The following is a 16311-nucleotide window of genomic DNA, read 5'->3' on the forward strand; positions in this document are numbered from 1 at the left end:
CTAGCAATGAGGTTACCCGCACGGGCCTCTTCGCGGGTGAACCCGCTCCCACATGGACCGCGCAGGGCCCCAGGACTGTGCAGTACCTGTGGGAGCGGGTTTACCCGCGAAAGGGCCGGGGCAGGCATACCCCACAAACGAAAACGCCGCAGCCCCTTTCAGGGCCACGGCGTCAGATCAGCCTGGAAGGCAGATCAGGCGAACGGATGACGCAGCACGATGGTCTCGTTGCGGTCCGGGCCGGTGGAGATGATGTCGATCGGCGCGCCGATCAGCTCTTCGATGCGCTTGATATAGGCGCGAGCGTTGGCTGGCAGTTCTTCCAGGGTTTTCACGCCCAGGGTCGATTCGCTCCAGCCTGGCATCTCTTCGTACACCGGCTCCAGGCCGATGTAGCTGTCGGCATCGGAAGGCGCGTCGATGACGGCACCGTTCTCGTTCTTGTAGCCAACGCAGATGTTGATGGTTTCCAGGCCATCCAGTACGTCCAGCTTGGTCAGGCAGATGCCCGAGATGCTGTTGACGTCGATGGCGCGACGCAGGATGACGGCATCGAACCAGCCACAACGGCGTGCACGGCCGGTGGTGGAGCCGAACTCATGGCCACGCTTGGCCAGGGTAGCGCCAGTTTCGTCGAACAGTTCGGTCGGGAACGGACCGGAACCTACGCGAGTGGTGTAGGCCTTGGTGATACCCAGGATGTAGTCCAGGTACATCGGGCCAACGCCGGAGCCGGTGGAGATACCGCCAGCGGTGGTGTTGGAGCTGGTGACGTACGGGTAGGTACCGTGGTCGATGTCCAGCAGCGAGCCCTGGGCGCCTTCGAACATGATGTCCTTGCCGGCGCGACGCAGGTTGTGCAGCTCGGCGGTGACGTCGAGCATCATCGGCTTGAGCTGTTCGGCATAGGCCATGCACTCGTCCAGAGTCTGCTGGAAGTCGATGGCCGGCTCTTTGTAGTAGTTCACCAGCTGGAAGTTGTGGTAATCCAGCAGCTCACCCAGCTTGGCGGCAAAACGCTCGCGGTGGAACAGGTCGCCCACGCGCAGGCCGCGGCGTGCGACCTTGTCTTCGTAGGCCGGGCCGATACCACGGCCGGTGGTGCCAATCTTGGCTTCGCCACGGGCTTTTTCGCGGGCCTGGTCCAGGGCAACGTGGTACGACAGGATCAGCGGCGCAGCCGGGCTGATGCGCAGGCGCTCGCGCACCGGTACGCCCTTCTCTTCCAGCTTGGTGATTTCACGCATCAGGGCATCCGGGGCAACGACCACGCCGTTGCCGATCAGGCACTGTACGCCTTCACGCAGGATACCGGACGGAATCAGGTGCAGAACGGTCTTTTCACCGTTGATCACCAGGGTGTGACCCGCGTTGTGGCCACCCTGGTAGCGCACTACGGCGGCAGCATGTTCGGTCAGCAGATCGACGATCTTGCCTTTGCCCTCATCACCCCACTGGGTGCCCAGGACGACGACATTCTTACCCATTACATTGGTCCTCATTCACGCAAACTTGGTTGCCGGCCTGTTGCCGACGCAGAAACTCACTGGGCCAGCGGCAGAACCTGCCAGCGCCCGTCTTGCTGAATCAATTGCCGATCACAATCCGCCTCGAGAGCAGCACTCAACGGCTGGCCAGGCAGGGCCTGGACCACACGCTGGCCCTCGTTGCGCAACTGGCAGACTTGCTGCCAGAGGGCCGCGTCGCCACTGTCCGGCATCCAGATGCCGCCAGCTGGCAATACGACCTCCGCTCGCCCCAGTGTGACCAGGGTCTTCAAATCCGTGGAGAAACCGGTGGCCGGGCGTGCCCGGCCAAAGTCGGCGCCGATGTCGTCATAGCGGCCGCCCTGGGCGATCGATTGACCTTCGCCCGGGACGAACACGGCGAACACCACGCCGGTGTGGTAGTTGTAACCGCGCAGCTCGCCGAGGTCGAAGTACAGCGGCAGGTCCGGGAAGCGCGACGCCAGGCGATCGGCGATCGCCAGCAGGTCGTCCAGCGCCGCCAGCACACTGGCCGGGGCACGGCCCAGGCGCACGCGGGCTTCGGCCAGCACTTCGCGCCCACCACACAGTTCGACCAGGGCGCGCAGCATATTGCCCAGGTCCTTCGGCAGGTCGGCGGTCAGCACCTGCACTTCATCAACGGCCTTGCGCTGCAGGGCATCGAACAGCTGCTGCTCGACCGCGCCGGACAGGCCGGCAGCACGGGCCAGGCCGCGGTAGATACCGACATGGCCCAGGTCCATGTGCACATCCGGCACATCGGTCAGTTGCAGCGTGGCGAGCATCAGGCTGATGACTTCGACATCGCTGGTGGGGCTGGCGTCGCCGTACAGCTCGGCACCCAGCTGGATCGGGCTGCGCGAGGTGGACAGGGCGCGCGGCTGGGCATGCAGCACGCTGCCGGCATAGCACAGGCGGCTCGGGCCTTCACGGCGCAGGGTGTGGGCGTCGATGCGCGCCACCTGCGGGGTGAAGTCGGCGCGGAAGCCCATCAGGCGGCCGGACTGCGGGTCCACCACCTTGAAGGTGCGCTGATCCAGGTCCTGGCCGGCGCCGGTGAGCAGCGACTCCAGGTACTCGATATGCGGGGTGACGACCAGTTCGTAGCCCCAACTCTGGAACAGGTCCAACACCTGGCGGCGCGCGATCTCGATGCGCGCGGCCTCAGGTGGCAGTACTTCCTCGATGCCATCTGGCAGCAGCCAGCGGTCTACCGTTGCCATTACGCCATTTCCCCTCTGGTCCGGGCGGCTTGCCAGCAGGCGAGCCGTCAGTAAAGCCGGTATCGCGCACAGCAGCGGGCAGCACTGATCCCAGCGCAGCCACCGTACCCGATACCCTCGAATTGCCTTGCGACCTGACCAAACCGTCAACTGGCGGTTTGCCAATCAACCTTGCAGACGCAAAAAAGCCGGGAAATTTCCCGGCTGCCTCATCATACACCCCTTTTCATTCAGGATGCACCCCGCCTGGTGTTTTAGCTGCCAGGCGGGGCGCCGCTGCATGAAAATCAGGGCCTGAGCATCACGGCTTGCTCTTGTCCAGGAAGCGGAAGAACTCGTTCTTCGGGTCCAGGACCAGCACGTCGCTCTTGCTCGAGAAGCTCTCGCGGTACGCCTGCAGGCTACGATGGAACGCATAGAAATCAGCGTCCTGGCTGTAGGCCTTGGCGTAGATGGCGGCCGCCTGGGCGTCGCCGTCACCGCGGGTTTCCTCTGCTTCGCGATAGGCCTCAGCCAGCAATACGCGCCGCTGACGGTCGGCATCGGCACGGATACCTTCAGCCAGCTCGTTACCCTTGGCGCGATGCTCGCGGGCTTCACGCTCACGCTCGGTGCTCATGCGGTCGAACACGCTGCGGTTGACTTCCTTCGGCAGGTCGATGGCCTTGACGCGCACGTCGACCACCTCGATGCCCAGCTCCTTGGAGGCCATGCGGTTCAGCGAAGCAGTGATGTCAGCCATCAGCGCGTCACGTTCACCGGAAACCACTTCGTGCAGGGTACGTTTACCGAACTGGTCGCGCAGGCCGCTTTCCAGACGACGCGACAGACGCTCGTCGGCGATCTGCTTCATGCCGGATGTGGCGGTGTAGAAGCGTTCGGCGTCCTTGACGCGCCACTTGGCGTAGGCGTCGACCATCACCGCTTTCTTCTCCAGGGTCAGGAACCGCTGGGTCGGGGCGTCGAGAGTCATCAGGCGGGCGTCGAACTTGCGCACCTGGTTCACGTACGGAATCTTCACATGCATGCCCGGCTGGACATCCGCCTGGACCACCTTACCGAAGCGCAGCAGTACCGCACGCTCGGTCTGGGACACGATGTAGAAGCTGTTCCAGGCCACGATGGCCAGGACCACGGCGGCGATCAGGGCGATCAGCGATCTGTTGCTCATCAGCGGCTCTCCCTAGTACGCAGCGGCTGCTGTTGCTGTTGCAGGTCCTGCGCCGCACGGGCGGCCGCATCGTTGACCGATGGCGACACGCTGGTCGTCGGCGCGGACGGGTTGCGGCTGCCTTCGACCATCTTGTCCAGCGGCAGGTAGAGCAGGTTGTTCTGCCCGTCCTTGGTCGCCACCATGACCTTGCTCGAATTGCTGTAGACCTCTTGCATGGTCTCCAGGTACAGGCGCTGACGGGTCACGTCAGGTGCCTTGCGGTACTCGGCAACCAGCTTGGTGAAGCGGTCGGCCTCACCCTTGGCGCGGGCGATGACTTCGTCGCGGTAACCGTTGGCGTCCTCGATGATGCGCTGGGCCTGACCACGGGCTTCGGGCACCACGCCATTGGCGTAGGACTCGGCCTGGTTGCGGGCACGCTGCTCGTCTTCGCGGGCGCGGATCACGTCGTCGAAGGCTTCCTGCACTTCACGCGGGGCTGCCGCGCTCTGTACGTTGACCTGGGTAACGGTGATACCGGTACGGTAGGTGTCGAGGAAGCGCTGCAGGCGTTCGCGGATATCCACGGCCATCTGCTCACGGCCTTCGGTCAGCACCTGGTCCATCGAAGTGGAACCCACCACGTGGCGCAGGGCACTGTCGGTCGCGTGCTGCAGGCTGACCTCAGGCTGGTCGACGTTGAGCACGAAGTCCTGCAGGTTGCTGATCTTGTACTGGACGGTCAGCGGTACCTCGACGATGTTCTCGTCTTCGGTCAGCATCTGGCCCTGTTTGGTATAGGCACGCTCGCGCGTGACGTTCTCCATGTACTTGCGATCGATCGGCGGGAAGTAGATGTTCAGGCCGGGACCGACCGTCTCGTAGTACTTGCCGAAGCGCAGCACCACGGCCTGCTCCTGCTCGTCGACCACGTACACGGCGCTGTACAGCCAGATTGCAGCCAGCACCGCCAGGCCGATGCCCAGCAGGCCCAGGCCACCGCCCTTGCCGACATTGCGGTCACCGCCGCCACGTTTCTTGCCACTGCCGAACATGCCGTTCAGGCTGTCCTGCAATTTGCGGAAGGCCTCGTCCAGGTCCGGTGGACCTTTCTTGTCACCACCGCCGCCACCGCCATTTCGGCGACCGCCCCAGGGGTCCTGATTGTTCGAGTTGCCACCCGGCTCGTTCCAAGCCATAGCGCTCTCCATCTGATAAAGCAAAGACGCGCCCACGGCGCGCCGTCCAATGCTACAGAATGCCTGTCACTGCTGCCCGGCGACCTCGACGAGCATTTATTGCAAAGTGTGTTGCTCGACAAACATTTGCGGCTCCATGCCTTCGCGGCTGACCAGGCGATTCAGTTCGACCATGGGCAGTCGCACGCTCAGCAGGCTGCGCCCTTCTTCATCATGCTCTTCACTCTGCACGGCACCCAGGGCAAAGAATTGCGCGCGCAAGCGGGCAAAACGCTGCTCCAGACACAGGGTACCGACAAACAGATCATCCCCCAGCAACTCGGCAATCGCCTGGCCGACCAGCTCCAGGCCACGCCCATCGCGTGCCGATACCCAGACCCGTTCCGGCTTGCCATCGGCATTGCGCTGGATCTGCGGCTCGACATCTTCGAGCAGGTCGAGTTTGTTATACACCTCGAGGATCGGCAACCCTTCGGCACCAATCTCGCCCAATACCGCCAGCACCTGCTCGATCTGCTCCATGCGCTCCGGCTCATGGGCGTCGATCACATGCAGCAACAAGTCGGAATTGCTCGACTCTTCGAGCGTAGCCCGAAATGCCTCGACCAGCTTGTGCGGCAGGTGGCGAATGAAGCCCACGGTATCGGCCAGCACGATCGGCCCCAGGTCGTTCAGCTCGAGCCGGCGCAGGGTCGGGTCAAGGGTGGCGAACAACTGGTCTGCGGCATACACCTCGGACTCTGTCAGGGCGTTGAACAGCGTGGACTTGCCGGCGTTGGTATAACCCACCAGCGACACCGACGGGATGTCCGCGCGCTTGCGCCCGCGGCGCGCCTGCTCGCGCTGGCTGCGCACCTTCTCCAGGCGTGACTTGATCTGGCGAATGCGCACCCGCAACAGGCGGCGGTCGGTTTCCAGCTGAGTTTCACCCGGGCCCCGCAGGCCGATACCACCTTTCTGTCGCTCAAGGTGGGTCCAGCCGCGCACCAGCCGCGTGCTCATGTGCTCGAGCTGGGCCAGTTCGACCTGCAGCTTGCCTTCATGGGTACGCGCCCGTTGGGCGAAGATATCGAGGATCAGCCCGGTACGATCGAGCACACGACACTCGAACACGCGTTCGAGGTTGCGCTCCTGACTGGGCGTGAGGGTGTGATTGAAAATCACCAGGTCTACCTGCTCGGCATGGACCAGGTCGTGCAACTCTTCGACCTTGCCACTGCCAATCAGGTATTTGGCGGAAGGCTGATGCCTTGACACCGTGACCAGCGAGACGATGTCGGCACCGGCCGACAATGCCAGCTCCTGAAACTCCTGCGGGTCTTCGCGCGCCTCAGGGTTCTGACCTTCCAAGTGAACGAGCAACGCCCGCTCACCACCACCGTGGCGCTCAAAGAACAATGCAGGCTCCTATCAGGCGTTGCCTGGCTCGCTGTCGCCGTGCTCGGAATCGGACGGGCTTGGCAGGCGAACCGGACGGGCAGGGACCACGGTCGAGATGGCGTGCTTGTAGACCATCTGGCTGACGGTGTTCTTCAGCAGTACCACGAACTGGTCGAAGGACTCGATCGAACCCTGCAGTTTGATGCCGTTGACCAGGTAAATGGATACCGGGACCTTTTCTTTTCTCAAGGTGTTCAAGTAAGGGTCTTGTAGCGAATGCCCTTTTGACATATGCCGCACTCCTGTAAGGATAAATAATAGAAAATCAAGAAAATCGATAAATTAGGCCGCCCCTTCGCAAGAATAGACGGCAATCAGCAGGGACTCAGCTCAATATGGAGATGGCCCCAAGGTATTTCAAGGTGCGGGACAGATTGTCGCAGGCCAGGCTGTCAAGCCAGTGTACTTCAGGCCAGCCACGCAACCAGGTGAACTGCCGCTTGGCCAGCTGCCTGGTAGCAATGATACCGCGTTCACGCATCTCATTCTCAGTCAGCTTGCCGTCCAGGTAATCCCAGACCTGCCGATACCCCACTGCCCGTATAGACGGCAGCCCGGCGTGCAAGTCACTTCTGGCTCGCAGCGATCGGACCTCGTCGACGAAGCCCTGTTCCAGCATCTGTGAAAATCGTAACGCAATTCGCTGATGCAAAATGTGACGATCTGTAGGAGCAATCGCCAAACTCGCGACAGTATAGGGCAAATGTCCGCCAGCGCCTGCGTCTGCGCCGCGACTTTCCGCGAATTGACGCTGTCGATGTGCCGTCATGCTCTCGCCACTCACCCGGTACACCTCCAATGCCCGGATCAACCGCTGCGGGTCGTTGGGGTGGATACGCGCCGCCGACTCGGGGTCAACCTCGGCCAACTGGCGGTGCAACTCGGCCAGGCCCAGCGCTTCGGCCTGGGCTTCCAGCTCGGCACGCACTGCGGCATCGGCCGCCGGCATGTCGGCCAGGCCATCGATCAACGCTTTGTAATAGAGCATGGTGCCGCCCACCAGCAGCGGAATCTTGCCGCGTGCGGTGATCTCGGCCATGGCCTCCAGGGCATCGGCACGGAACTGCGCAGCCGAATAGCTCTCGGCCGGGTCGCGAATGTCGATCAACCGGTGCGGGTAAGCGGCGAGGACTTCTTTCGACGGCTTGGCCGAACCGATGTCCATGCCCCGGTAGACCAGCGCCGAATCGACGCTGATCAGCTCGCACGGCAGTGCTTTGGTCAGCTCGATGGCCAGGTCGGTCTTGCCGGCCGCTGTCGGGCCCATCAGGAATATTGCAGGGGGCTTGCCGCTCATTTCATCGACCGCGCAGGAAGAGTTTGTCCAGGTCGTCCAGGCCCATCTGGGTCCAGGTGGGGCGACCATGGTTGCATTGGCCGCTGCGCTCGGTGTTTTCCATGTCACGCAGCAGCGCGTTCATCTCGGGGATCGCCAGGCGCCGATTGGCGCGCACCGCGCCGTGACAAGCCATGGTACCGAGCAGCTCGTTGAGGTGCGCCTGGATACGGTCGCTGGTGCCGTATTCCATCAGGTCGGCGAGCACATCCTGCACCAGGCGGTTGGCCTCGGCCTGCTTGAGCAAAGCCGGGATCTGACGGATGGCCAGGGTCTCGGGGCCCAGGCGCTGCAGTTCGAAGCCCAGCCGCTGGAACCACTGCGCATGCTCTTCGGCGCAGTCTGCTTCACGCTGGCTCAAGGCAAGGGTCTCGGGCACCAGCAGCGGCTGGCCGCTGAGGCCTTCGCTGGCCATGGCCACCTTCAGACGCTCGTACATGATGCGCTCGTGTGCGGCATGCATGTCTACCAGCACCAGGCCGATGGCGTTCTCGGCCAGGATGTAGATGCCCTTGAGCTGCGCCAGCGCATAGCCCAGCGGGGGAATGTCACCCTGGCTTTCAGGCAGCGCCGTCGTCGGCGCCGCGCCTTCATCCAGCGGTTTGTAAAACTCGCGATACACTGCCTGTGCCTCGGCGGCCGGCAGCGGCTGGGAGGGGCGCGGAGTGTACTGGTACTGGTAACCCGCGCCACTGCCACCACTGGAAAACGACTGCTGCGGGGCACGTGGCTGCTCGAGCACCGGCGAGGCCAGGCGCATTTCGCCCTGTGGGCCGAACTCGCCGGCCTGCTGGCCCGTGGCGCGGACCACTTCGGGCACGGCAGCAGGCGCCGCCAACTGGTCCTCCGGGCGCACATCGGCCAGGGCGCGATGCAGGGTGCCATACAGGAAGTCGTGCACCGAGCGCCCCTCGCGGAAACGCACTTCGTGCTTGGTCGGGTGCACGTTGACGTCGACGCCGTTGGGTTCCAGCTCCAGGAACAGCACGAAAGTCGGGTGCCGACCATTGAACAGCACGTCGCGGTAGGCCTGGCGCACGGCGTGGGCGACCAGCTTGTCGCGCACCGCACGGCCGTTGACGAAGAAATACTGCAGGTCTGCCTGGCTGCGCGAGAAGGTCGGCAGGCCGACCCAGCCCCACAGACGCAGGCCGTTGCGCTCCACATCGATCGGCAGCGCCTGTTCCATGAAGCCCGGGCCGCAGATGGCGCCCACCCGCCGCGCACGGGCGGTTTCATCGTGAGCCTCATGCAGGCTGAAAATGCTCTTGCCGTTGTGCCGCAGGTGGAAGCCGACATCGAAGCGCGCCAGCGCCAGGCGCCGTATCACTTCCTGCAGGTGATCGAATTCGGTTTTCTCGGCCTTGAGGAACTTGCGCCGGGCCGGGGTGTTGAAGAACAGGTCGCGCACTTCCACCGAAGTACCCACCGGGTGCGCCGCCGGCTGCACCCGCGGGGTCATGTCGCGGCCCTCGGTTTCCACCTGCCAGGCCTCGGTAGCGCTGGCGGTGCGCGAGGTCAGGGTCAGGCGCGCCACCGAACTGATCGAGGCCAGGGCCTCACCACGGAAGCCCAGGCTCAATACCCCTTCGAGGTCTTCCAGCTCGCGGATCTTGCTGGTGGCATGACGGGCCAGGGCCAGCGGCAGGTCGTCGGCGGAGATGCCGCTGCCATCGTCACGCACCCGCAGCAGCTTGACGCCGCCCTGCTCCACTTCCACGTCGATACGCCGGGCGCCGGAGTCCAGGCTGTTCTCCAGCAGTTCCTTGGCGACAGAAGCTGGCCGCTCGACAACCTCGCCGGCGGCAATCTGGTTGGCCAGCCGCGGGCTGAGCAGCTGGATGCGCGAACCGCCACTCATTGCGAGGCCAATGTGGTAGCAGGGATGTCGAGGCGCTGGCCGACCTTCAGCTCATCGGTCTTGAGGCTGTTGGTGCTGCGCAGGCTGGTCACGCTGACCTGGTAGCGCACGGCAAGCATCGCCAGGGTCTCGCCGGGGCGCACCGTGTGCTCACGAGGGCCAGCGGCGATCTTGCCGGTATCGCGCAGCCAGGCGATGTAGGTACCGGGCGGCGGGTTCTGCTGGAAGTACTGGCGCACACCGGTGTGGATCGAACGGGCCAGGGCCTGCTGGTGGCTGGCGGTGGCCAGCTTGGCGGCTTCGTTGTTGTTCGAGATGAACCCGGTTTCAACGAGGATCGACGGAATATCCGGCGACTTCAGCACCATGAAGCCGGCTTGTTCCACCCGCTGCTTGTGCAGCGAGGTAATGCGGCCCATGTTGCCCAGCACCTTCTGCCCCACATTAAGGCTGGAGCTGAGCGTAGCGGTCATCGACAGGTCGAGCAGCACGCCGGCCAGCATGCGGTCCTTGTCGTCGAGGCTGACGTTACCGGCACCACCGATCAGGTCGGAACGGTTTTCCGTGTCGGCCAGCCAGCGCGCAGTCTCGGAGGTAGCGCCACGATCGGACAGGGCGAATACCGAGGCGCCAAAGGCGGCACGGGACGGAGCGGCGTCGGCGTGGATCGAGATGAACAGGTCGGCACCCTTCTTGCGGGCGATTTCCGTACGTTTGCGCAGCGGGATGAAGTAATCGCCAGTACGGGTCAGCTCGGCCCGGAAGCCTTTTTCGCTGTTGATCTGGCGCTGCAGCTCCTTGGCGATCTGCAGCACGATGTCTTTTTCATGCTGGCCACGCGAGCCGGACGCACCCGGGTCTTCGCCACCGTGGCCGGCGTCGATGGCAACCACGATGTCACGCTTGCCGCTGGGTACCGGCGGCAGCTTGATGGCTGGCTGGGCCGGAGTCACCGGCACTGCCGGCGTGGTTGCAGGCGTTGGTACCGGGGCTGGGGCCGGAGTCGGCGCGCTGGCCGCGATGGCGTCAGCCTCCTGGTCATACAGATCGACCACCAGGCGGTTGCCGTACTGGGCGTTGGGCGCCAGGGTGAAGCTTTTTGGGGTGACCGACTTTTTCAGGTCGACCACCACCCGCAGGTCGGTCGGGGTGCGCTGGGCCGAACGGACGCTGCTGATCGGCGTATTGGAGGTGGCCACGTTCAGTGGCGCAGCCAGGGTCGCGCCATTGATGTCGATGACCAGGCGATCGGGCGCGCTCAGGGTGAAGACGCTGTGTTGCACGGGGCCAGACAGGTCGAAGACCAGCCGCGTGTTGTCCGGCGCGCGCCACAGGCGCATGCTCTTGACTTGAGTGACGGCCAGAGCGTCAACGGTCACCGTTGTCAGCAGCAGCCCAACGATGGCGACCAGTGCGCGTATGCGCATACCTACCCCACTTACTGTTTATAGTGTTCGGCCAGTGCCACGCACCAGGCCTCGCCGCGAGCCCCCTGCGGCGAAAGGATCAGCGAGCGTCCGCCCGCTTGGGGGCTTATGGTAATGGTCAGGTCGGGCTTTGGCAAAACGCCCGCACCCTTTTGTGGCCACTCGAACAGGCACAGCGGGTCGCCCTCGAAATAGTCACGAATGCCCATGAACTCCAGCTCTTCCGGATCGACCAGGCGGTACAGGTCGAAATGGAACGCCCGCACCTCGCCGATCTCGTAAGGCTCGACCACAGTGAAGGTCGGGCTTTTCACTGCACCAGTATGGCCCAGGCCGCGAATCAGGCCACGCGACAGCGTGGTTTTGCCCGCACCCAGGTCACCTTCCAGAAAAATCACGCCGTGACCGCCGGTCACCTCGGCCAGTTGTGCACCGAATTTGACCGTGGCCGCTTCATCGGCCAGAAACAGGTTTAAGCCAGACACGCAGAATGCTCCTCCAACAACTCACGAATGACCGGCGCCAGATCGCTGGCAGCCAAGCCCCTACCTTTTACGCCCAGACGCTCGCCCGCGCAGGCGTGCAGCCATACCCCCAGCCCTGCGGCATGCCAGGCATCCAGGCCTTGGGCCAGCAGCGCCGCCAGCACGCCGGTCAGCACATCGCCCAGCCCAGCACCTGCCATGGCCGGGTGGCCACGTTCGCACAGCAGTAACTGCCCGACCGGGTCGACTACCAGAGTGCCGGCCCCCTTGAGCACGCAGACGCTGTTGTACCGGCGCGCCAGCTTGCGTGCGGCGCCCGGGCGGTCCGCCTGCACAGCCTCGGTGGAAATGCCCAACAGCCGCGCCGCCTCCCCCGGGTGCGGGGTAAGAATGCTGCCACTGGGCAGAGCTAGCGGGGTGCGCGCCAGCAAGTTCAGGGCGTCGGCGTCCCACACCTGCGGGCGCTCGGCATTGGCCACCGCCGACAGCAGGCTGCGGCCCCAGGCCGCCTGGCCCAGGCCAGGGCCGACCACCAGCACCGAAGCGCGCTCCAGCACGCCCATCAGCTGGTTGGCCGAGCTGGCGCCCAGGCACATGACCTCGGGCAGGCGCGCCAGGCTGGCAGTCACGTGTTCGGGCCGCGTCGCCACACTGACCAGCCCCGCGCCACAGCGCAGGGCAGCTTCGGCGCTGAGCAGCACGGCGCCGCCAGTGCCAAGGTCGCCACCGACCACCAGTACATGGCCGAAGTCGCCTTTATGGGCGTGCGCATGCCGTGCCGGCAGGCGCGCGACGCTCACGCTGCTGAGCAATTGTGGGGTATGGCTGGGGTGTTTGGTCTGCGGCATGGGGTCAAAGGCTCCAATGTCTGGCAGAATTATACGCACCTGAGCCCGTATTGCCTTGCCCATCCATGTCCGCCTGTACGCCTGACCTCATCCAACTGGCCCAATCGATCAAGATTTGGGGCCAAGAACTCGGTTTTGCCCATGTCGGCATCGCCGGGGTCGACCTTGGCGAACACGAACACCACCTGCAGCGCTGGCTCGACGCCGGCTACCAGGGTGAGATGGAATACCTGGGCGCTCACGGCAGCAAGCGCGCGCACCCAGAGCAACTGATCCCCGGCACGGTACGCGTGGTATCGCTGCGCATGGACTACCTGCCCGGCGATACGCAGATGGCGCAGCGCCTGGCACAGCCGGAGAAAGCCTATGTGTCGCGCTACGCCCTGGGCCGGGATTACCACAAGCTGGTGCGCAAGCGTGTGCAGTTTCTGGCCGATCGTATTCAGGAAGCCATCGGCCCGTTCGGCTACCGCGCCTTCGTCGACAGCGCTCCGGTGCTGGAAAAGGCCCTGGCCGAGCAGGCCGGGCTAGGCTGGATCGGCAAGAACACCCTGCTGCTCAACCGCAAGGCCGGTAGCTACTTCTTCCTCGCCGAGCTGTTCGTCGACCTGCCGCTGCCGGTGGACGAAGCCACCACCAGCGAACATTGCGGGCGCTGCCAGGCCTGCCTGGACATCTGCCCGACCCAGGCCTTCGTCGGGCCGTATGTGCTGGATGCACGGCGCTGCATCTCCTACCTGACCATCGAACTGCGGGGTCCGATCCCTGTCGAGTTGCGTTCGAAGATGGGCAATCGGGTGTTCGGTTGCGATGACTGTCAGATCGTCTGCCCGTGGAACCGCTTTGCCAGGCACAGCCAGGAACAGGACTTCCAGCCACGGCACGGGCTGGAGAATGCCGAGTTGGCGGAGATGTTCCTGTGGGATGAAAGGACCTTCCTGCGCAAGACCGAAGGTGGGCCGTTGCGCCGGGCCGGGTATGAGCGCTGGTTGCGCAACCTGGCAGTGGGGCTTGGCAATGCACCTTCGACGATCCCGGTGATCGAGGCGCTGAAGGCACGACGCGAGGATGCATCGGAGCTGGTGAGGGAGCACGTGGAGTGGGCGCTAGCGCAACACGGCGTTTCGTAGCCACACAATCCCTGTGGGAGCGGGTTCACCCGCGAACACGGGCGAAGCCCGTGCCATGCACCGCGTTGGATTCTTCGCGGCTAAAGCCGCTCCCACAGGGTACTCGGAGCGCCAGCGCAGCCCAAAGGGCTGGGTAATCCCCACAGGAGCCAGGTTGCGCCCGCGATTGCCTCATTGCTGGTCGTTGTAGTGAAACTTGGGCATTTCCCAATGGAACCGAATCGCCAGCAGCCGCACCAGGAACCCGCCAAACAAGGTCAGCAGCATCGCCTGCTCCGCCGGCACCTTGAAATACACGCAGCCCAGATAGAACCACGCCGCGGCAAACGACACGCTGGCGTACAGCTCGCGACGGAACACCAGGGGAATGTCGTTGCAAAAGATATCCCGCAAGATCCCGCCGAACACCCCGGTGATCACCCCGCTGATCGACGCCACCAGCATGCCCTGCCCCATCTCCAGTGCGGTCATGCAGCCGATCAGGGTAAAGGCCACCAGCCCCAGGGCATCGAGCACCAGAAACAGCGAGCGCAGGCGGCGCATCATCGGCGCGATGAAAATGGTCAGCAGCGCTGCACAACTGGTCAGCACCAGGTATTCAGGGTGCTTCACCCAGGTCAGCGGGTAGTGCCCAAGCAGCACGTCACGCACCGAGCCGCCACCCAGGGCGGTGACACAGGCAATCAGCACCACGCCGAACCAGTCCATGCCGCGGCGGCCGGCAGACAACGCGCCGGTCATGGCTTCGGCGGTGATGGCGATGAGGTAGAGCATCAACAACATGGTGCGGAGTCCGTGCGGGCGTGCGAGAAAGGCGCGCAGTCTAACCAGTTGCCCAGGGCACCAAAAGAGGGCGCAGATACAATATCTGCGCCTTTTCGGCTCACACCTTGATGAAGTGCTCGCGATAGTGGCGCAGTTCGGCGATCGATTCGCGGATGTCGTCCAGCGCCAGGTGGGTGTTGCCCTTCTTGAAGCTGTCGCGCACGTCAGGCGCCCAGCGTGCAGCCAGTTCCTTCAGGGTCGACACATCCAGGTTGCGGTAGTGGAAGTAGTTTTCCAGGTTGCGCATGTGCCGGTACAGGAAGCGGCGGTCCTGGCAGATGCTGTTGCCACAGATCGGCGACTTGCCTTTCGGCACCCACTGCTCGAGGAAGGCAATGGTCTGCGCCTCGGCTTCGGCCATGCCGACCTTGCTCTCGCGTACGCGCTGGGTCAGGCCCGAAGCACCATGGGTGCGGGTGTTCCATTCGTCCATGCGCGCGAGCACTTCGTCACTGTGGTGGATGGCGATCACCGGCCCTTCGGCCAGGGTGTTCAGTTCGCTGTCGGTGACGATGGTGGCCATCTCGATGATGACGTCGCTGTCCGGATCCAGGCCTGTCATTTCCAGGTCGATCCAGATCAGGTTCTGTGGGTTTTGCATGCGGGGACTCCTCGTATAGGCCGTCATAGTAGCGTAGTGGCCAAGGCACGCCCATTCACGGCACGAAGGTAAGCCAAATGGTCCGGCGCCTGGCGTGCTAAACTGCCTGCCGTTTTCAACCTGCCCCACGCACGGAACCTTCATGGCCAAACGCCAGCTCAATCGCCGCCAGAACTGGCGCATCGAAAAAATTCAGAACGAGCGCGCCGCGCGTGCGGCCAAACGCGAACAGCACGCACTGCAGGAGCTGGAGGGTGGCGACCTGGGGCCGGAGCAGCTGGGCCTGGTGATTGCGCACTTCGGTGTGCAGGTAGAGGTGGAAGCCCAGGATGGCGAAGCGGCTGGCCAGGTGTTCCGCTGCCACTTGCGCGCCAATCTGCCGGCGCTGGTTACCGGCGACCGCGTGGTATGGCGGGCGGGCAACCAGGGCATTGGCGTGATCGTCGCGCAGATGCCGCGCAGCACCGAGCTGTGCCGGCCTAACAACCACGGCCAGCTGAAGCCGGTGGCGGCCAACGTCGACCTGATCGTGATCGTCTTCGCCCCTGCGCCCGAACCGCACCCCAACCTGATCGACCGCTACCTGGTGGCCGCAGAGCACGCCGGCATTCGCCCGCTGTTGCTGCTGAACAAGGCCGACCTGATCAACGACGAGAACGGCCCGGGGCTGCACGCACTGCTGGAGGTTTACCGCGAGCTGGGCTACCCGCTGCTGGAAGTCTCGGCACATCACGGTGACGGCATGCAACGCCTGCAGCAGATGCTCGACGGCCACATCAGCGTATTCGTCGGCCAGTCGGGGGTGGGCAAGTCGTCTTTGGTCAACAGCCTGCTGCCGGACGCCGGCACCCGTGTCGGTGACCTGTCGGAATGGTCTGGCCAGGGCACCCACACCACCACTACTGCGCGGCTGTACCACTTCCCCAATGGCGGTGACCTGATCGATTCGCCGGGTATCCGCGAGTTCGGCCTGGGTCATGTCAGCCGCAGCGATGTGGAGGATGGTTTCATCGAGTTCCGCGACTTGTTCGGCACCTGCCGCTTCCGCGACTGCAAGCATGATCGCGAACCGGGCTGTGCGCTGCTCAAGGCGCTGGACGAGGGGCGCATCAAGCCGCAACGGATGAGTAGCTACCGCTCGATCATCGCCAGTTTGCCGGAAGACGCTTACTGACCGCTTGCGCCACAGGTTCTGCGCCGGTTTCAGCTACGGCGCGATCCTGTGGGAGCGGCCTTGCGTCGCGAAAGGGGCGCGCAGCGGCCCCAGATATCAGC

General features: G+C 64.1%; 15 protein-coding genes. 2 read left to right on the forward strand and 13 right to left on the reverse strand.

All coding sequences use genetic code 11. The features are described from left to right. Positions 1–194: 194 nt before the first annotated feature. The 11 genes from JV551A3_RS28280 to JV551A3_RS28330 all read right to left on the reverse strand — a co-directional run bounded on the left by JV551A3_RS28280 (position 195) and on the right by JV551A3_RS28330 (position 12480). Complete coding sequence (locus JV551A3_RS28280; protein WP_013974430.1) at positions 195–1487, reverse strand: adenylosuccinate synthase; 1293 nt, start codon at positions 1485–1487, stop codon at positions 195–197. Between the two features lie 56 nt (positions 1488–1543). Next, positions 1544–2731, reverse strand: a complete 1188-nt coding sequence (locus tag JV551A3_RS28285) for an ATP phosphoribosyltransferase regulatory subunit (RefSeq protein WP_112253679.1) — start codon at positions 2729–2731, stop codon at positions 1544–1546. Positions 2732–3032: 301 nt separating this feature from the next. Then, positions 3033–3902, reverse strand: a complete 870-nt coding sequence (gene hflC, locus JV551A3_RS28290; protein WP_133975746.1) for a protease modulator HflC — start codon at positions 3900–3902, stop codon at positions 3033–3035. Continuing rightward, positions 3902–5083 carry an FtsH protease activity modulator HflK gene (gene hflK / locus JV551A3_RS28295; protein WP_112253681.1) on the reverse strand — a complete coding sequence of 394 codons (1182 nt, stop codon included), beginning with the start codon at positions 5081–5083 and terminating at the stop codon, positions 3902–3904. The genes hflC and hflK overlap by 1 nt, the downstream gene beginning before the upstream one ends. A 96-nt stretch (positions 5084–5179) precedes the next feature. Continuing rightward, on the reverse strand, positions 5180–6481 hold the full coding sequence (gene hflX / locus JV551A3_RS28300) for a ribosome rescue GTPase HflX (protein WP_112253682.1): 1302 nt from the start codon (positions 6479–6481) through the stop codon (positions 5180–5182). A 12-nt stretch (positions 6482–6493) separates the two neighbouring features. Beyond that, positions 6494–6754, reverse strand: a complete 261-nt coding sequence (gene hfq / locus JV551A3_RS28305) for an RNA chaperone Hfq (protein ID WP_003258160.1) — start codon at positions 6752–6754, stop codon at positions 6494–6496. A 94-nt stretch (positions 6755–6848) separates the two neighbouring features. Further along, on the reverse strand, positions 6849–7820 hold the full coding sequence (gene miaA, locus JV551A3_RS28310; protein ID WP_133975748.1) for a tRNA (adenosine(37)-N6)-dimethylallyltransferase MiaA: 972 nt from the start codon (positions 7818–7820) through the stop codon (positions 6849–6851). A gap of 1 nt (position 7821) precedes the next feature. Next, positions 7822–9720, reverse strand: a complete 1899-nt coding sequence (gene mutL, locus JV551A3_RS28315; protein WP_133975750.1) for a DNA mismatch repair endonuclease MutL — start codon at positions 9718–9720, stop codon at positions 7822–7824. Then, positions 9717–11147, reverse strand: a complete 1431-nt coding sequence (locus JV551A3_RS28320; protein ID WP_133975752.1) for an N-acetylmuramoyl-L-alanine amidase — start codon at positions 11145–11147, stop codon at positions 9717–9719. Before JV551A3_RS28320 ends, mutL begins: the two co-directional genes overlap by 4 nt. Positions 11148–11158: 11 nt before the next feature. Next, the gene (gene tsaE / locus JV551A3_RS28325) at positions 11159–11617 is read right to left on the reverse strand and encodes a tRNA (adenosine(37)-N6)-threonylcarbamoyltransferase complex ATPase subunit type 1 TsaE (protein ID WP_153671421.1); all 459 of its coding nucleotides are present in this window, start codon (positions 11615–11617) and stop codon (positions 11159–11161) included. A 2-nt stretch (positions 11618–11619) separates the two neighbouring features. Beyond that, entirely contained in the window at positions 11620–12480 is an 861-nt protein-coding gene (locus JV551A3_RS28330; RefSeq protein ID WP_133975754.1) for an NAD(P)H-hydrate dehydratase, read from the reverse strand. Between the two features lie 65 nt (positions 12481–12545). On the opposite strand from JV551A3_RS28330, the gene queG reads away from it, so the two are divergent. Continuing rightward, the gene (gene queG, locus JV551A3_RS28335) at positions 12546–13610 is read left to right on the forward strand and encodes a tRNA epoxyqueuosine(34) reductase QueG (protein ID WP_112253687.1); all 1065 of its coding nucleotides are present in this window, start codon (positions 12546–12548) and stop codon (positions 13608–13610) included. Positions 13611–13781: 171 nt separating this feature from the next. Here queG and JV551A3_RS28345 read toward each other — a convergent pair whose 3' ends face one another. Both JV551A3_RS28345 and orn read right to left on the reverse strand, forming a co-directional pair. Beyond that, the gene (locus tag JV551A3_RS28345; protein WP_013974442.1) at positions 13782–14393 is read right to left on the reverse strand and encodes a trimeric intracellular cation channel family protein; all 612 of its coding nucleotides are present in this window, start codon (positions 14391–14393) and stop codon (positions 13782–13784) included. Positions 14394–14493: 100 nt separating this feature from the next. After that, complete coding sequence (orn, locus tag JV551A3_RS28350; protein ID WP_003258152.1) at positions 14494–15036, reverse strand: oligoribonuclease; 543 nt, start codon at positions 15034–15036, stop codon at positions 14494–14496. 142 nt (positions 15037–15178) lie between these two features. Between orn and rsgA the strand changes: the two genes are divergently transcribed. Then, positions 15179–16210 carry a small ribosomal subunit biogenesis GTPase RsgA gene (gene rsgA / locus JV551A3_RS28355; RefSeq protein WP_133975756.1) on the forward strand — a complete coding sequence of 344 codons (1032 nt, stop codon included), beginning with the start codon at positions 15179–15181 and terminating at the stop codon, positions 16208–16210. Positions 16211–16311: the final 101 nt, after the last annotated feature.

It is taken from the genome of Pseudomonas inefficax (assembly GCF_900277125.1).
Taxonomy (GTDB): Bacteria; Pseudomonadota; Gammaproteobacteria; order Pseudomonadales; family Pseudomonadaceae; genus Aquipseudomonas; species Aquipseudomonas inefficax.

Bases quoted from the DNA above. Each gene is read 5' to 3' on its own strand.
- mutL (WP_133975750.1), bottom strand. From the start codon at position 9,720: ATGAGTGGCGGTTCGCGCATCCAGCTGCTCAGCCCGCGGCTGGCCAAC.
- hflC (WP_133975746.1), bottom strand. From the start codon at position 3,902: ATGAGCAACAGATCGCTGATCGCCCTGATCGCCGCCGTGGTCCTGGCC.
- JV551A3_RS28285 (WP_112253679.1), bottom strand. From the start codon at position 2,731: ATGGCAACGGTAGACCGCTGGCTGCTGCCAGATGGCATCGAGGAAGTA.
- miaA (WP_133975748.1), bottom strand. From the start codon at position 7,820: ATGAGCGGCAAGCCCCCTGCAATATTCCTGATGGGCCCGACAGCGGCC.
- orn (WP_003258152.1), bottom strand. From the start codon at position 15,036: ATGCAAAACCCACAGAACCTGATCTGGATCGACCTGGAAATGACAGGC.
- JV551A3_RS28345 (WP_013974442.1), bottom strand. From the start codon at position 14,393: ATGTTGTTGATGCTCTACCTCATCGCCATCACCGCCGAAGCCATGACC.
- hflK (WP_112253681.1), bottom strand. From the start codon at position 5,083: ATGGCTTGGAACGAGCCGGGTGGCAACTCGAACAATCAGGACCCCTGG.
- JV551A3_RS28280 (WP_013974430.1), bottom strand. From the start codon at position 1,487: ATGGGTAAGAATGTCGTCGTCCTGGGCACCCAGTGGGGTGATGAGGGC.
- hfq (WP_003258160.1), bottom strand. From the start codon at position 6,754: ATGTCAAAAGGGCATTCGCTACAAGACCCTTACTTGAACACCTTGAGA.
- rsgA (WP_133975756.1), top strand. From the start codon at position 15,179: ATGGCCAAACGCCAGCTCAATCGCCGCCAGAACTGGCGCATCGAAAAA.
- queG (WP_112253687.1), top strand. From the start codon at position 12,546: ATGTCCGCCTGTACGCCTGACCTCATCCAACTGGCCCAATCGATCAAG.
- JV551A3_RS28330 (WP_133975754.1), bottom strand. From the start codon at position 12,480: ATGCCGCAGACCAAACACCCCAGCCATACCCCACAATTGCTCAGCAGC.
- JV551A3_RS28320 (WP_133975752.1), bottom strand. From the start codon at position 11,147: ATGCGCATACGCGCACTGGTCGCCATCGTTGGGCTGCTGCTGACAACG.